The organism is Azospirillum sp. Marseille-Q6669 (assembly GCF_965111635.1).
Genome location: NZ_CBCOOP010000001.1, coordinates 770,395 through 786,114 on the forward strand (window position 1 = coordinate 770,395; position 15,720 = coordinate 786,114).

Annotated in this window: 14 protein-coding genes; 5 read left to right on the forward strand and 9 right to left on the reverse strand. The window is 68.9% G+C overall.

Annotated features, from left to right (window positions below):
* Positions 1–99: 99 nt before the first annotated feature.
* Together ACWPXE_RS03195 and ACWPXE_RS03200 are read left to right on the forward strand one after the other, a co-directional pair.
* The gene (locus ACWPXE_RS03195) at positions 100–1,677 is read left to right on the forward strand and encodes a PAS domain-containing sensor histidine kinase (RefSeq protein WP_454016656.1); all 1,578 of its coding nucleotides are present in this window, start codon (positions 100–102) and stop codon (positions 1,675–1,677) included.
* Positions 1,670–2,077 (forward strand): response regulator, encoded by a 408-nt coding sequence (locus tag ACWPXE_RS03200; protein ID WP_237906127.1) that lies wholly within the window; start codon positions 1,670–1,672, stop codon positions 2,075–2,077. The genes ACWPXE_RS03195 and ACWPXE_RS03200 overlap by 8 nt, the downstream gene beginning before the upstream one ends.
* Positions 2,078–2,087: 10 nt before the next feature.
* Here the strand turns inward: ACWPXE_RS03200 and ACWPXE_RS03205 are convergent, their stop codons facing one another.
* The 8 genes from ACWPXE_RS03205 to ACWPXE_RS03240 form a co-directional block, all read right to left on the reverse strand.
* Entirely contained in the window at positions 2,088–2,867 is a 780-nt protein-coding gene (locus ACWPXE_RS03205; RefSeq protein ID WP_454016657.1) for a LamB/YcsF family protein, read from the reverse strand.
* Positions 2,864–3,949: a 5-oxoprolinase subunit C family protein gene (locus ACWPXE_RS03210; RefSeq protein ID WP_454016658.1), complete on the reverse strand. Its 1,086-nt coding sequence runs from the start codon at positions 3,947–3,949 to the stop codon at positions 2,864–2,866. Before ACWPXE_RS03210 ends, ACWPXE_RS03205 begins: the two co-directional genes overlap by 4 nt.
* On the reverse strand, positions 3,946–4,668 hold the full coding sequence (gene pxpB / locus ACWPXE_RS03215; RefSeq protein WP_454016659.1) for a 5-oxoprolinase subunit PxpB: 723 nt from the start codon (positions 4,666–4,668) through the stop codon (positions 3,946–3,948). The genes ACWPXE_RS03210 and pxpB overlap by 4 nt, the downstream gene beginning before the upstream one ends.
* Positions 4,669–4,679: 11 nt before the next feature.
* The gene (locus ACWPXE_RS03220; protein ID WP_454016660.1) at positions 4,680–5,981 is read right to left on the reverse strand and encodes a TRAP transporter large permease; all 1,302 of its coding nucleotides are present in this window, start codon (positions 5,979–5,981) and stop codon (positions 4,680–4,682) included.
* 3 nt (positions 5,982–5,984) lie between these two features.
* Positions 5,985–6,494, reverse strand: a complete 510-nt coding sequence (locus tag ACWPXE_RS03225; RefSeq protein ID WP_454016661.1) for a TRAP transporter small permease — start codon at positions 6,492–6,494, stop codon at positions 5,985–5,987.
* Between the two features lie 148 nt (positions 6,495–6,642).
* Positions 6,643–7,629: a TRAP transporter substrate-binding protein gene (locus tag ACWPXE_RS03230; protein ID WP_454016662.1), complete on the reverse strand. Its 987-nt coding sequence runs from the start codon at positions 7,627–7,629 to the stop codon at positions 6,643–6,645.
* A gap of 1 nt (position 7,630) precedes the next feature.
* A complete protein-coding gene (locus ACWPXE_RS03235) occupies positions 7,631–8,494 on the reverse strand; it encodes a putative hydro-lyase (RefSeq protein ID WP_454016663.1) in 864 nt (287 codons plus the stop codon).
* Between the two features lie 43 nt (positions 8,495–8,537).
* The gene (locus ACWPXE_RS03240) at positions 8,538–9,500 is read right to left on the reverse strand and encodes a LysR family transcriptional regulator (RefSeq protein ID WP_035676106.1); all 963 of its coding nucleotides are present in this window, start codon (positions 9,498–9,500) and stop codon (positions 8,538–8,540) included.
* 163 nt (positions 9,501–9,663) lie between these two features.
* Here ACWPXE_RS03240 and ACWPXE_RS03245 point away from each other — a divergent pair, with 163 nt between their 5' ends.
* Both ACWPXE_RS03245 and ACWPXE_RS03250 read left to right on the forward strand, forming a co-directional pair.
* A complete protein-coding gene (locus ACWPXE_RS03245; protein ID WP_454016664.1) occupies positions 9,664–10,848 on the forward strand; it encodes an efflux RND transporter periplasmic adaptor subunit in 1,185 nt (394 codons plus the stop codon).
* Positions 10,845–13,967: an efflux RND transporter permease subunit gene (locus ACWPXE_RS03250; protein ID WP_454016665.1), complete on the forward strand. Its 3,123-nt coding sequence runs from the start codon at positions 10,845–10,847 to the stop codon at positions 13,965–13,967. Before ACWPXE_RS03245 ends, ACWPXE_RS03250 begins: the two co-directional genes overlap by 4 nt.
* A gap of 10 nt (positions 13,968–13,977) precedes the next feature.
* Here the strand turns inward: ACWPXE_RS03250 and ACWPXE_RS03255 are convergent, their stop codons facing one another.
* On the reverse strand, positions 13,978–14,868 hold the full coding sequence (locus ACWPXE_RS03255; protein ID WP_454016666.1) for a LysR substrate-binding domain-containing protein: 891 nt from the start codon (positions 14,866–14,868) through the stop codon (positions 13,978–13,980).
* 101 nt (positions 14,869–14,969) lie between these two features.
* Between ACWPXE_RS03255 and ACWPXE_RS03260 the strand changes: the two genes are divergently transcribed.
* Positions 14,970–15,719: a sulfite exporter TauE/SafE family protein gene (locus ACWPXE_RS03260; RefSeq protein ID WP_454016667.1), complete on the forward strand. Its 750-nt coding sequence runs from the start codon at positions 14,970–14,972 to the stop codon at positions 15,717–15,719.
* Position 15,720 lies beyond the last annotated feature (1 nt).

Sequence of the window (15,720 nt, forward strand, 5' to 3'; positions counted from 1 at the left end):
AAGCGTTGTGCTTCAAGGTTTCGGGGCAAGATCAGAGAAACGGTGGCGTTTCCGGACCCGGCTGGACCGCGGACGGTGACCGAATAAAAGAGGGGCGGCATGTTCGGTGGCGTGGAAGCCTTCTTCGACACCAGCGCGTACTTGCCTCACGGCGTGTGCCTGTTCTGGCGTCCGGAAATCCTGACCCTGCACATCGTGTCCGATGTGTTGACCGGCCTTTCCTATTATTCGATTCCGGTGGCGCTGCTTTACTTCGTCGTGAGGCGCCGCGACGTGGCCTTCACCTGGATCGTCTGGCTGTTCGCCGCCTTCATCCTGGCCTGTGGCACGACGCATTTCTTCAGCCTGTGGACCTTGTGGTATCCCGACTATGCCGTGGAAGGCATCGTCAAGGCGCTGACCGCAATGGTGTCGGTGCTGACCGCCGTCGCCTTGTGGGTGCAGATGCCCAAGGCTCTCGCTTTGCCCAGCGCCACCCAGCTTGCCGACGCCAACGGAGCCCTTCAGCGCGAGATCGAGATCCGGCGTCAGGCCGAGTTGCGCTACGCCAGCTTCTTCAACAATCTGGCGGAGGGGCTGTTCGTCGTCACGGTGCTGCCGGACGGTGACTTCGCCTTCGACACGCTGAACCCCGCCCATGCGCGGGGGACGGGAATCGACCCGGAGACCATCCGCGGCCGGCTGGTCCGCGAGGCCGTACCGCCGGAGACCGCCGCGGCGGTGATCGAACGCTACAGCGCCTGCGTCGCCGCGGGCGGCCCGATCGATTATGAGGAGACGCTGGACCTTCCAGTCGGGCGGCGCACGTGGCACACCGTCCTGGTGCCGGTGCGCGGCGAGGGAGGGCAGGTGGTCCAGATTCTGGGCAGCTCCCGCGACATCACCGACCGCAAGAGGCTTCAGGAGGAACTGGTCCAGACCTCCAAGCTGGCGACGCTGGGCACGCTCGCTGCCGGCATGGCCCATGAGATGAGCCAGCCCCTGAACATCATCCGGATCTGGGCCGAGAACGCCCTGTCCCGCCTGCGCGACGGCGACACCGACACCGCGCGCCTGGACAAGGTGCTGACCATCATGTCGGAACAGGCGGAGCGCATGGGCCGCATCATCGACCATATGCGCACCTTCAGCCGCCGCGACGGCGCCACCCAGCGCTTCGACCCCGCGGCCAGCGTCCGCTCCGCCGTCGAACTGGTGTCCAACCAGTTCGCCTTGGAGAACATCGAGGTCGTGAGCGACGTCCCGGCCATCGACTGCGTCACGCGCGGCCGTCCCCTGCAACTGGAGCAGGTGCTGGTCAATCTGCTGTCCAACGCGCGCGACGCCATCCTGGAATGGCGCGCCGACCCCGACGGGTCACCCGCCGCCGGGCGGATCGCGGTGAACATGCGTTGCGACATGACCGCCGGGCGGGCCGTCATCACCATCACCGATGACGGCGGCGGCATCGATCCGGACGTCCTGCCGCGGATATTCGACCCCTTCTTCACGACCAAGGAGGTTGGAAAGGGGTCGGGCCTCGGCCTGTCCATCGGCTATGGCATCATCGATTCCATGGGCGGACGGATCGACGCGGCGAACGTGACCCACGAGAACGGAAGCCGCGGCGTCCGCTTCACCATCACCGTGCCGGTGTCCCATCCCTCCGTTCAGGACGTGGAGCGCGCTCATGCCTGACCCCGTCACCGCTCCGTTGCATGTTCTGGTGGCCGAGGATGAAGCCTTGGCCGCCATGGCGCTGGAGGATTTCCTGTCCCGCAAGGGGTACCGCGTGACCCTGGCCCAGGACGGGCAGGAGGGGCTGGAGCGCTACAGCGCCGACCCCGCCGACCTTGTCATCACCGATCTGCGCATGCCGCGGATGGACGGCCGCGCCCTGATCCGCGAGCTGCGGATCAAGGCCGCCGGCCTGCCGATCCTGGTGATGACCGGCTTCCTGTCGATGGAGGCGGGGGAGGACGACCTGACGTCCGACCGCTGGCAGCCGTTGGTGGTGCTGCGCAAGCCGGTCAGCCCGCAGGTCATCCTGGACACGCTCGCCAGCCTTGCACAGGCAGCGAAGCTGCGGCCCGCATGATCGCCGACCGTTAGAAACGGTCGCGCAGTTCCGGCAGGGGGACGATGCGGACCCCCTTGGCCTCCAGGGTGCGGCGCAGGTTGCCCGCCATGGCGACGGCGCTCGGCTCGTCGCCGTGGACGCAGACGGAATGGACGGTGCAGGGAATGCGCGTGCCGGTGACCGATAGGATCACCCCCTCCTCCAGCATGCGCAGGACGTTGGCGGCCGCCACGTCCGGGTCGTGGATCATCGCGCCGGGCTGGCCGCGCGGCACGAGGTTGCCGTTGTCGTCGTAGGCGCGGTCGGCGAAGACCTCCTCCGCCGTGGGCAGGCCCAGCGTCCGCCCGGCCCGCGCCATCTCCGAACCGGCGGTGGCGAGGTAGATCAGTGAGGGATCGACACCCTTGATCGCCCGCCCGATCGCCAGGGCCAGCCCCTCGTCCACCGCCGCCATGTTGTTCAGCGCGCCGTGCGCCTTCACATGGGTGACCGTCCCGCCGGCAGTGGCGGCGATGCCCATCAGCGCCCCGATCTGATAGGCGACCATAGCCTCGACCTCCGCCGCCGACATCCTCAGGGGACGGCGTCCGAAGCCCTGGAGGTCGGGGTAGGAGGGGTGGGCGCCCAGGCTGACACCCTTCGCCACCGCGTTCCGGACGGTCCGCGCCATCACCAGCGGGTCGCCGGCGTGGAAGCCGCAGGCGATGTTGGCGGAGGCGACGATGCCGAGCATGGAGTCGTCGTCGCCGATGTCGTAGGCGCCGAAGCCCTCGCCCAGGTCGGCGTTCAGGTTCACGGTGATGGTCATGGTGCCCTCCCGCACATCTGTTCTTGGTTCAGGATGTCACCGTTGCCGTTGACGATGTCGACGACCCCGGACACGAGGTTTTCCGCGTAGAGCGCCTCCAGATCAACACCGCCCGCCGGGCGCACCGGGCGGATGGCGCGGACCCAGCCGCCGAGGGTCTGTTCCTGGCGCCGCCGGATGGCCTCTGCCTCCTCCACCGTGACGGCCCGGAAGCTCAGGGCGCCGCCGGGGCTCAGCCGGCCGACGCGGGGCAGGTCGGCGGAGATCACCGTGGCGATCTTGGCGTAGCCGCCCGCCGTCTGGTGGTCGTTCAGCAGAAGGATCGGCTGGCCGTTGCCGGGCACCTGGATGGAGCCGGTGACCAGCCCGTCCGACGGGATGTCCGCGGAACCGGTGTGGGCAAGCGTCGGGCCGTCGAGCCGCAGGCCCATGCGGTCGGCGTCCTTGCCGACGCTGTAAGTGGCCGACAGGAAGGTCTCCACCGCCTCCGCCGTGAAACGGTCCTCCTGCGGGCCGAGCACCACCCGCACCGGCCCGCCGCCATAGTCCGGCGGCTCCGGCAGCTCCACGTCGGCGCCCGGTGGGGCGTCGTTGCGGTTGAGCGGCAGGCGCGTCCCGTCGCCCAGCGGCTTGCCGCCGAGCGGCCCGATGCCGGCGCGCACGTAAGTGGACAGGCTGCCCAGGAACGGTTCCAGCGCGAAGCCGCCGGCCACCGCCAGATAGGCGACGGCCGCCCCGGTGACCACACCCAGCTTCAGCACGTCACCGCGTACCAGCGTGTGGCTGCGGTGGGGTTCCAGCGGCTGGGGCGATTGCCCCTCGCGCTCCAGGCTCAGCGCCATGGGGCCGACGACGGCGACGCGCACGCCATCGGCTTCTACTTTCAGGGCGGGGCCGAGCAGGGCGATCTCCACCCCCGCCGTGCCCAGCGGATTGCCGACCAGCGCGTTGGCGAGACGCAGGGCGATGGGGTCGAGCGCGCCAGCCACCGGCATGCCGAGTTCCTGATGGCCGAAGCGGCCGAGGTCCTGGATGGTGGCGAACAGCCCTGGTCGGACAACCGTAAGACAGGGGGCGCTCATGATGCGGCCCTCAGTGTGTCGGGATCGAAGTGCCCAGCGGCGGCGGCGGCGGACAGGGTGTCGAAGCGGGCGCGGTCCACCGCCTCGAACCGCACACGGTCGCCGGCGGCGAGCAGGACCGGAGAGGGACGGGCGCCGTCGTAGAGCGGCACCGGGCAGCGCCCGATCAGGTGCCAGCCGCCGGGGCTCTCCCACGGATAGACGGTGGTCAGCCGCCCGGCGGTGGCGACGGAGCCCGCCGGCACGCGGACCCGCGGCTCGCTGCGCCGCGGCCTCTCTATCTCCGCCGGCAGGTCGCCCATGTAGGCGAAGCCTGGCATGAAGCCCAGCATGTAGACGAAATACTCCGTCGACCCGTGGAGGTCGATCAGCCGATCCGCAGACAGGCCGAGCGAAGAGGACAGTTCCAAAAGATCCGGCCCCAAATCGGGATCGTAGCAGACGGGCAGGCGCCACAGGGTGCCTTCGACCGGCGCTCCACCGGCGTGGGTCAGTTCTGCCTCGACGGCGGCCTGGACCTCCCGACGGCTGGTGACCGCCGGGTCATAGACGACCTGGAGCGAGCGGAAGGTCGGTACCGTCTCCACCAGACCCGGCGGTGCGGCGGCCTTCAGGCGGGCGTGCAGAGCCATGACGCGGGCGTTGGTCGGGCGGTCGATGCCCTCGCCGAACTCCACGTTGAAGGCGGTGTCGCCCGCCGTGGTGAAACGGACGTCCATGATGCCGCTCCTCACCCGATCATCAGCGAGGGCAGCCACGTCACCATGCCCGGGAAGATCCAGAGCAGCGCCACCATCAGGATCATCATCACGAAGAAGGGCAGGCTGGCCTTGCCGATGGTGAAGATGCTCTTGCCCGTCATGGATTGCAGGACGAACAGGTTGAAGCCCACCGGCGGGGTGATCTGCGCCATTTCCACCACGATGATGATGTAGATGCCGAACCACAGCAGGTCGATCCCGGCGTTCTGCACCATCGGCAGGATGACCGAGGTGGTCAGCACGACCATCGAAATGCCGTCGAGGAAGCAGCCCATGACGATGAAGAACAGTGTCAGCACGACCAGCAGCGCCGCGGTGGAGAGCTGCATGGAGGTGATCCACTCCGCCAGCAGGCGCGGAATGCCGGTGTAGCCCATGGCGACGGTCAGGAAGGCCGCGCCCGCCAGGATGAAGCCGATCATGCAGGAGGTGTGCGCCGCCCCCATCACGCTGTCGCGGAAGGTCGCCCAGCTCATCGTGCCGGTGACCAGCGCCAGCAGCAGCGATCCCAGGACGCCGATGCCCGCGGCCTCCGTCGGCGTGGCGATGCCCGCGTAGATGGAGCCGAGCACCCCGACGATCAGCAGCATGACCGGGATCAGCGACCCGGTATCGCGGATCTTCTCCGCGAAGCTCTGGCGCGCCTCCCGCGGCGGCACGCGGTCGGGATTCAGCAGCGACCAGCCGCCCACATAGAGCATGAACAGGCCGGTCAGCACGATCCCAGGAATGACGCCGGCGATGAACAGCCGGGCGATCGACACGTCCGCCGCCACGCCATAGACGATCATGATGATCGAGGGCGGGATCAGCAGGCCCAACGTTCCTGCGCCGGCCAGCGAGCCGACGATCATCATCGGGTCGTAGCCGCGCCGGGTCAGCTCCGGGATGGTCATCCGCCCGATGGTCGCGGCGGTCGCGGCCGAGGAGCCCGAGACGGCGGCGAAGATCGTGCAGCCGACGATGTTGACGTGCATCAGCCGTCCCGGCAGCCAGCCCGTCCATGGCGCCAACCCCTTGAACATGTCCGACGAAATGCGCGTTCGGAACAGGATCTCGCCCATCCAGATGAACAGCGGCAGGGCGGTCAGGGTCCAGCTCGTGCTGGCGCCCCAGATGTTGGTCGCCATGACCATGCCGACGGGGCGGGTGGTGAACAGCGCCATGGCGACGAAGCCGACGCCGGCCAGCGCCAGGGCCACCCAGATGCCGGTCCCCAGCATCAGGAGCATCGTCACCACGACGACAATGGAAGCGGTCGTCTGGTCCATGGGTCAGCCCTCGCTCTGCATGCCGGCGCTTTGGTAGGACGCCTCGCGCCCCCGGATCACCGCCAGCAGGTCATCGAGGAAGGCAATCACCAGGATCACCAGCCCGACGCCCATGGCGGCCTGCGGAATCCACAGCGGGATGGGCAGAACGCCCTGTCCCAGATCGCCGAAATCGTAGGAATCGTAGGTCATGCGCAGCCAGTACCACGCGAAATAGCCGCTCAGCGCCGTGCCGAAGCCGAGGCAGACCAGTTCCACGACACGGCGGGGGCCGCCGCGCAGCCGGTCGACCAGCACGCCGACGCGGATGTGCGCGCCGCGGCGCAGCGCCGGTCCCAGCATCAGGAAGAAGGAGGCGGCCATGCAGTAGCCGGCCAGCTCGTCGGCTCCCGGCACCATGCGGCTGGCCAGCCGGGCGAAGACCTGGGACACGATCAGCACGGCGATCAGCACCAGGAACACCGCACCCAGGATCTCGGCGGCGCGGTAAAGGAAGGTCAATGCGGTGCGCATGGCGCGACCACCTCCGGGTAGAGCGGGCGGGGGTGTTTTATTGTGGGCGTGTTGCCCCCTCCCCAACCCTCCCCGCTTCGCAGGGGAGGGAGTTTGAATCCCCCCCCGCCCAGCGGGGAGGGTTAGGGTGGGGGGCAAGCGCTGCCGCTTACTTCCGGAACGCCGAAATGATCGCCTCGCCGTCGGCGCCGGCGGCCTTGGTCCACTCGTCGGTCATCGTCTTGCCGATGGCGGCGAAGCCGTCCTTGATCGCCGGGGACGGAGTCAGCACCTTCATGCCGTTGCCGGACAGGGTCTGGTTCAGCTCCGCCGTCTTCTTCTCCCACTCGGTCCAGCCGGTGGCCTCGGCCTTGGCGGCCGCCTGCTCGACGGCCTTCCTCGCGGCGTCGTCCAGGCCCTTCCAGACCTCGGTGCTGACGAACACCATGTTGCGCGGCAGCCAGGCCTGCACATCGTAGTAGACGTTCACGAAGTCCCACGCCTTGGTGTCAACGCCGGTGGCGGCGGAGGTCATCATGGCGGTGACGATGCCGGTGCCGAAGGCCTGGGACACTTCGGCGGCCTCGATCTTGGTCGGCACGGCGCCGGCCAGCTCGGCGATGCGGGTGGTCGCCGGGTTGTAGGCGCGGAACTTCTGCCCCTTCAGGTCGGCGACGGAGGCGATCTCCTGCTTCACATAGAGGCCCTGCGGCGGCCACGGAATCGAGTAGAGGAGCTTCAGGCGCTGACGCTCCAGCTTCTTCTCCAGATAGGGCTTCGACGCCTCGTAGAGCTTCTTGGAGGCGGCGAAGTCGGTCGCCAGGAAGGGCACGGAATCGAGACCGTAGAGCGGGTCCTCGTTCGCCCAGGAGCTGATGAGAACCTCGCCGATCTGGGCCTGCCCGGACTGAACGGCGCGCTTGATCTCCGGATGCTTCACCAGCGAGCCGTTGGAATGGACGGTGATCTGGATCTTGCCGTTGGTCGCCGCCTTCACATCCTCGGCGAACTGGCGCACCGTGATGGTGTGCAGGTTCGTGTCGGGATAGGGGGTCGGCATGTCCCAGGTCTCGGCGAAGGCCGCGACCGGGGTGGCGCAGAGGCCGATGCCGAAGGCGGCGGCGGCGAGGCGGGTACGCAGGCTGATCGCGGTCATGTCATGAAGCTCCCTGTTCTTGTCTGAAGAGTTGCGCGACCGAAGGGGACACGCCCTCCAGTTCGGCGTTCAGCCGGTCGGTGACCAGCATGTGGCCGGGGCTGTGGGCGATGGCGAAGGGCAGGCGGGCGGCGGCGAGCGCCACCTGGGGGGTGACCCCGCAGGCCCAGAAGACGGGGACCTCGCCGGGGGCGAGCGGGACGGCGTCGCCGAACTCCGGCTGCGACAAATCGCGGATGCCCAGCGCCTCCGGATCGCCGATGTGGACCGGCGCGCCGTGGACGGCGGCGTAGCGCCCGGTCACCGCGGCGGCGCGTTCGGCCTGCGCGGGCGTCATCGGGCGCATCGACACCACCATGCGCCCGGCGAAGGGCGGGACCGCCACGCAGTCCCGGTCGGTCACGTACATCGGCACGTTGCAGCCGCGCTCGATGTGGCGGACGGGCAGGCCGGCGGCGAGCAGCGCCTCCTCGAAGGAGAAGGAGCAGCCGATGGCGAAGGCGACCAGATCGTCGCGCCAGACGGACAGCAGATCCTCCGGCTCCTCCGCCAGCAGGCCGTGGCGATAGATGCGATAGCGCGGAAAGTCGGTGCGCAGGTCGAGGTCCGTTCCAAGCTCCGTGAAGCAGTGGTCGCCCGGCTTCGACACGGCGAGCAGCGGGCAGGGCACCGGGTTGGCGCGGCAGAACCGTTCGAAGGCGGGGGCCACCTCGGCGGGAACGATGGCGAGGTTCGCTTGCACATGGCCCGGCGCCAGTCCGGCGGTCGGCCCGCGATGCTCTCCCCGGCGGATCGCCAGACGCGCCAGCAGGGCGGCGGATGCGGTGCCGGGCGGAAACGGGGTGCTTGGGGTCACGGACTGCATGGCGGGCAAAACCTCGGTGACCGAACTGTTGTGTCCTAAAGGTTCACGCATCCGTCCGATCCGTCAAATTTTCATTTTGGATCGTTTGCGATAAACGGCGTTTATCAGTCGGCGCCCCGTGCCGTTGCGCCCGCACGATTTCCAGCGCCATGTCCGCCACGATGGGCACCAGCGGGTTGTCGCTGTCCACCGGGTGGCAGATGGTGAAGTCGAGGTCGGGCAGCGGGTCCTCCGCCGGAATCAGCCGCAGCAGCCCTTCCGCCAGTTCGCGCTCGATCACCGCGGGCGGAATGGCGCTGATGCCGATGCCGTCCAGGGTCATCCGCACGATGCTGGCCAGCGAGCTGTTGCCGTAGAAGCGCAGCGGCGGCAGACCGGGCCGCTTGAACATCTGCTGGATGGCCACCGACGGCTTGGTCTGCCGGGAAAAGGTGATGACCGGGTAGCGCGCCAGATCGGCCAGACCCAGCCGCCCGGCGGGGAGGTCGAGCGAGGGGCTGGCCACCCAGGCCATGGGGTAGCTGCTCAGCGCCTCGTTGCGCATGTCCGGTTCGGCCACCGGCCCCAGCATGAAGGCGATGTCGAGGTCGTGGGCCAGCAGCCCGTTGCGCAGGTGGATGGAGGTGTCGACCTCGATCTCCAGGCTGACCAAGGGGAAGCGGTTGTGCAGTCGCTCGATCAGGCGGCTCAGCCACGTGTGCACGATGGTCTCCGCCACGCCGAGCCGGATCAGGCCACGCAGGGTCGTCGATTCGGCGACCGCGTGGACCAGCTCGGCTTGGAGCGTCAGCATCCGCTCGGCGTGGTCGAGCAGTTCCATGCCCTTCAGCGTCAGCGTGACCCGCCGCGTGCCGCGGTTGAACAGCTGGACGCCCAGCTCCTTTTCCAGTTGGGCGATGCGGGCGGAGATGGCCGGCTGGGTGGTGTTCAGCCGCCCCGCCGCCGCGCGGAAGCCGCCCAAACGGGCGATCCACACGAAGGCTTCCAGGTTCTTCAGGTCCAGCATCGCCGAATCGCCCCGCATCCCATAGCCGTTGTTACAGTCTGTTACCAAATGGCTGTAGGATGGACATTAACCTGCAAAGCCTCTCCTGCGATAATGGGCCGCATTGCCTTATGGCGGGATGGCGCGCTCCGGCTGGACCGGGCAGCCCCACCGGGAGTTCGATGTGACGAAACGCATAGCGCTGTTTGCGCTCCTGCTGGCCGCGCTGATTGGCGGTGGCTACTGGTACACGCACCGGGCGGGCGGGGCCGACGCGCAGACGGCGAAGGCCGCCGCTCCGGCGGGACCGCGCGCCCTTCCGGTGGTCATCCAGACGGTCGAGAAGCGCGCGGTGCCGGAGCGGCTGGGCACCATCGGTTCGGTCCAGCCGGTGGCCGCCATCGCGATCAAGGCGCGTGTCGATTCGGTGGTCGAGACGGTCCATTTCACCGAGGGGCAGGAGGTGAAGGCGGGCGACCTGCTGTTCACCCTCGACTCCCGCGCGCTGGAGGCGCAGCTCCGTCAGGCGCAGGCCAATCTGGAACGCGACCGTGCCAATCTCGACAAGGCGCGTGGCGACGTGAAGCGTTACGAGCAGCTCGTCCGCTCCAACACCGTCGCCCGCCAGCAGTACGACGCCGCGGTCGCCGCCGCCGATGCGCTGGAGGCCACGGTGAAGGCCGGGCAGGCGGCCATCGAGGCGGCCAAGGTCTCGCTCAGCTTCACCCGCATCGCCGCTCCCATGGACGGGCGCACCGGCGCGGTGAACGCCAAGCCCGGCACGATGGTGCGGGCGGCGGACGCCACGCCGCTGGTCACGCTGACCCAGCTCCGCCCGATCACCGTCGCCTTCAACGTGCCGGAACGCCACCTGCCGACCATCCGCGCGGCGATGGAGACAAGCACGCTGGCGGTCACCGCCGGCATCCCCGGCGCCGCCGTCCCGCCCGCCGAGGGCGCCCTGAATTTCGTGGACAGTCAGGTCGACCAGCAGACCGGCACGATCCTGGTAAAGGGCCAGTTCACCAACGCCGACACCCGGCTGTGGCCCGGCCAGTTCGTGGATGTGGTCCTAACCCTGCGCGTCGAGCCTCAGGCCCTTACGCTTCCACAGGAAGCCGTGCAGACCGGCCAGCAGGGCCGTTTCGTCTATGTGGTCAAGCCCGACGACACGGTGGAGATCCGCAACGTCACCGTGGCGCGCAGCCAGGAGGGCATCGCGGTCATCTCCGACGGGGTGCAGGCCGGTGAGCGCGTGGTGATCGACGGCCAGTCCCGCCTGTATCCCGGCGCCAAGGTCGCCGCCGCCAGGAACGGCGGCAAGGAGGGCGCCAACGGCAAGGCTCCGCTCACCGGAGGCGCGTCATGACCCTCTCGGAGCTGTGCATCCGCCGTCCGGTGATGACCATCCTGCTGACGGCGGCGCTGGTTCTGGGGGGCCTAGCCGCCTACCGGCAACTGCCCGTCGCGGCGCTGCCGCGGGTGGATTTCCCGGTCATCAACGTCTCCGCCACGCTGCCCGGCGCCAGCCCGGAAACCATGGCGGCCTCGGTCGCCAGCCCGCTGGAGCGCGAATTCTCGACCATCGCCGGCATCGACACGATCACTTCGACGTCGAGCCTCGGCAACACCTCGATCACCATCCAGTTCGTTCTGGAACGCGACATCGACGCCGCCGCGCAGGACGTGCAGGCGGCCATCGCCCGCACCCAGCGCCGCCTGCCAGCGGAGATGACCACCGCACCCAGCTACCGCAAGGTGAACCCGGCCGACCAGCCGGTGCTGATGCTGGCCCTCTCGTCGCCGACGCTGACGCTGTCGGCGCTGAACGACTTCGCCGAAACCGCGGTCCAGCCCAAGGTCGCCACCCTGCCGGGCGTCGCCCAGGTGCAGATCTACGGCGCCCAGAAATACGCCGTGCGCGTCCAGGTGGACCCCAACGCGCTGGCCGTGCGCGGCATCGGCATCGACGAGCTTCAGAAGGCGCTGGCCGCCGCCAACGCCAACACCCCGGTCGGCACGCTGTCCGGCGCCCGGCAGCAGCTCGTCCTCGCCGCCAACCCGCAGCTTCCCGACGCCGACGCCTTCCGCGGCCTGATCGTCGCCTACCGCAACGGCGCCCCGGTCCGGCTGGGCGACGTGGCGAACGTTCTGGACAGCGTCGAGAACGCCCGCACGGCGAGCTGGCACAACGGCACCCGCGCCATCGTCATGGCCGTGCAGCGCCAGCCCGACGCCAACACGGTGGACGTGGTGGACCGGGTGCGCAACCTGCTGCCCAGCTTCCGCGCGCAGCTTCCGCCCAGCGCAAAGGTCGAGGTGGTGAACGACCGCTCCACCTCGATCCGCGAGGCGGTGGAGGACGTGCAGTTCACGCTGGGCCTGACCATCGCGCTGGTCGTGCTGGTCATCTTCCTGTTCCTGCGCCGCCTGACGGCGACGATGATCCCGGCGCTGACGGTTCCGATCTCGCTGATCGCGACGGCGGGCGGGATGCATCTGATGGGCTTCTCCATCGACAACATCTCGCTGATGGCGCTGACGCTGGCGGTCGGTCTCGTCGTCGACGACGCCATCGTGATGATGGAGAACATTGTCCGTTACGTCGAAGAGGGGATGCAGCCCTTCGAGGCGGCGCTCAAGGGCTCGCGGGAGATCGGCTTCACCATCATCTCCATCACCGTGTCGCTGGTGGCCGTCTTCATCCCGATCCTGCTGATGGGTGGGGTGGTCGGGCGCGTCTTCCACGAGTTCGCGCTGGTGGTGACCATGGCGATCAGCGCCTCGGCCTTCGTCGCGCTGACGCTGACGCCGATGATGTGCGCGCGCATGCTGACCCACGAGCCGCACGGCGCCAAAGAGGGCTGGTTCGGCCGCGTCCTGGAGGGCGGGTTCAGCGCGCTGCACCGCGGCTACGCCGTGACCCTGCGAATGGCGTTGAGGCACCGCCCGGTCATGGGACTCGTCATGATCGCGACGGTGGTCGGCTCCGCCCTGCTGTTCCAGGCGATCCCCAAGGGCTTCTTCCCGACCGAGGACATCGGCCAGATCACCGTCTCGACCGAGGCCGCCCCCGACATCTCCTTCCCGGCCATGGCCGAGCGGCAGCAGGAGGTGGCGCGGATCATCCAGTCCCATCCGGCGGTTGCCAACATGACCTCGTCCGTCGCCATCGGCGGCAATTCGGTCAACACCGGACGCATGTTCGTCGTCCTGAAGCCGCGCGCCGATCGGCCGCCGGCGGGCGAGGTCATCCAGCAGCTCCGCCGCCAGCTCGCCGGCATCCCCGGCATGGCGGTCTACATGCAGCCGGTGCAGAATCTGCGCATCGGCGGCCGTTCGTCCAAGAACGAGTTCCAGTACACCATCCAGGGCCTGAACACGGAGGAGCTGTACGCCTGGTCGGGACGGCTGGAGCGGGCGATGCACGACATCCCGATCCTGCAGGACGTGACCAGCGACCTCCAGCTCAACAGCCCGCAGGCCTATGTGCATGTGGACCGCGAGAAGGCGGCAACGTTGGGAATCGGGGTCGATCAGGTGCGCTCCACCCTCTACAGCGCCTTTGGCCAGCGGCAGGTCTCGACCATCTACACGCCGACCAACGACTATCAGGTGCTGATCGAGCTGGCGCCGAAGTACCAGCAGGACGACAACGCGCTGTCGCGCATCTATGTGCGGTCGGGCTCCGGCAAGCTGGTGCCGCTGGACGCCTTCGCCAGCGTGCAGCGCACCGCCGGGCCGCTGACGGTCAACCATCAGGGCCAGTTGCCCGCCGTCACCCTGTCCTTCAACGTGGCGCCCGGCCATTCGCTGGGCGAGGCGGTGAACGCCGTCCGGCAGGCGGAGATGGAGATGGCCCTGCCGCCGGGCATCACCACCGGCTTCGCCGGCACCGCCCAGGTCTTCGAGGACGCGCAGAAGAGCCAGGGGCTGCTTCTGCTCGCCGCGGTGCTGGTGATCTACATCGTGCTCGGCGTGCTGTACGAGAGCTTCATCCACCCGCTGACCATCCTGTCCGGCCTGCCGTCCGCGGCCATCGGGGCGCTGGCGACGCTGATGGTGTTCGGGCAGGAGCTGAGCGTCATCGCGATCATCGGCATCCTGATGCTGATCGGAATCGTGAAGAAGAACGCGATCATGATGATCGACTTCGCCATCGACGCGCAGCGCAACCAGGGCATGACCGCGCGCGCGGCGATCGAGCAGGCCTGCCTGCTGCGCTTCCGCCCGATCATGATGACGACGATGGCGGCGATCATGGGCACCCTGCCCATCGCCGTCGCCCACGGCGCCGCCGCGGAGCTTCGCCAGCCCCTGGGGCTCGCGGTGGTCGGCGGCCTGTGCGTGTCGCAGATCCTGACGCTCTACATCACGCCGGTGCTGTTCCTCTACATGGAGGACGCCGGAAACGCGGTCTCCCGTCTGTGGAAGCGCCGTCACGGCGCCGCCCCGGAGGCGCCGCACCCGGTCCCGGGCGCGGAATGAGGGGCAATGGCTAGGTGCCGCCGCCGGCCAGCCGCGTCACCAACTCGCGGCTGTGGCTGGGGAGCGCGTCGAGGCTGCGCACGCAGACGACCAGCGAGCGCACCGCCCATGGATCGGTGAGGCGCACCGCGCGGATCTTCGTGAAGCGGCGGCAGCGCTTCGCCGAGGCTTCCGGGACGATGCCGAGCCCCACCCCCTGCTCGACCATCCGGCAGATCCCGTCAAAGCCGCGCACGCGCACACGCAACTTCAACGGGTGCCCGGCGCGGATGGCGTGCTCGTTGATGTGCTGCTGAAGGGCGTTGCGCGCCGCCAGCCCGACGAAATCCTCCTCCAGAACCTCGCGCAAGGCGACTCTGCGGCGGTTGGCCAGCGGGTGGCCATGCGGCGTGACCAGCACCATGCGGTCGGTGCGGAAGGGAAAGACCTCCAGCCCCGACAGGTCGGCATGATCGGATACCACCCCGCCGTCGGCCAGACCCTCCGCCACCGCCCGCACGATCTCGTGGCTGGGCCTTTCCTCCAAGTCGATGTCGATGTTGGGGTGGGCGGCGAGGAAAGGCGCCAGAGCCTCGGGCAGGAATTCGGCCAGGGCGGCGGTGTTGGACAGCAGCCGTACATGCCCCTTCAACCCCTTGGCGTAGTCGCCCAACTCGCCCCTCATCCGCTCAACTTGCTGGAGAAGAAGGCGGGCGTGGTGGACGAGCGCCTGTCCGGCTGGAGTCGGGCTGACGCCGCGCCGCTCACGCTCCAGCAGCGGCACACCGAGCGTCTCCTCCATGCCGCGGATTCGCGCGCTCGCCGAGGCGAGGGCGAGGTGCGTGCGCTCCGCGCCGTGGGTGATGCTTTCCGCCTCCGCCACGTTCAGGAACAGGCGCAGGTCGGTCAGGTCGAAGCGCATGGGCGGGGTCTCCGGCGGGGCCTTAGCCTTCGTCTGATCCGAAGGCTGATTGCGGGAGATCCACATTGCCGGAAACTATGGCCCGGCCTCAAGTGGTGGGCATGACCGACCTTCCCCTCCTCATCGTTGCCGCCATGGCCCTGACCTTCCTGCTGGCCGGGTTCGTCAAGGGCATGATCGGCCTGGGCCTGCCCACCGTCGCCATGGGTCTGCTCGGCCTCGTGATGCCGCCCGCCGAGGCGGCGGTGATCCTCATCGTGCCTTCGCTGGTGACGAATCTTTGGCAACTGGCCTTCGGCCCCGGCCTCGGCGCCACCGTCGAGCGATTCTGGCCGATGATGCTGGGGATCACGCTGGGCACCTGGGCCGGGGCGGGGCTGCTGGCCGGCGCCTCGTCGGGGCAGGCCGCGGCGGCGCTGGGCGGGGCCTTGGCGCTCTACGCGGTGGCCGGGCTGGTGAAGCTGCCGCTGCGGGTTCCGCCCGCGGCGGAATCCTGGCTGTCGCCGCTGGTCGGCGTGGCGACCGGTGTGGTGACGGCGGCAACCGGCGTCTTCGTCATCCCCGCCGTGCCCTACCTCCAGGCGCTGGAGCTGGAGCGCGACCGGCTGATCCAGGCGCTCGGCCTGTCCTTCACGGTGTCCACGCTGGCTTTGGCCGCCGGGCTGGCGCAGCACGGGCTGTTCGACGGCACGCTGGCCTGGGGATCACTGGCGTCCCTGCTGCCGGCCCTGGCCGGGATGGCGCTCGGCCAGAGCCTCCGCCGGCGGGTGCGAGCGGAGGTGTTCCGGCGCTGCTTCTTCCTCGGCCTGCTGGCGCTCGGGCTGTTCCTGATGCTGGAGCACCTGAGGTGAC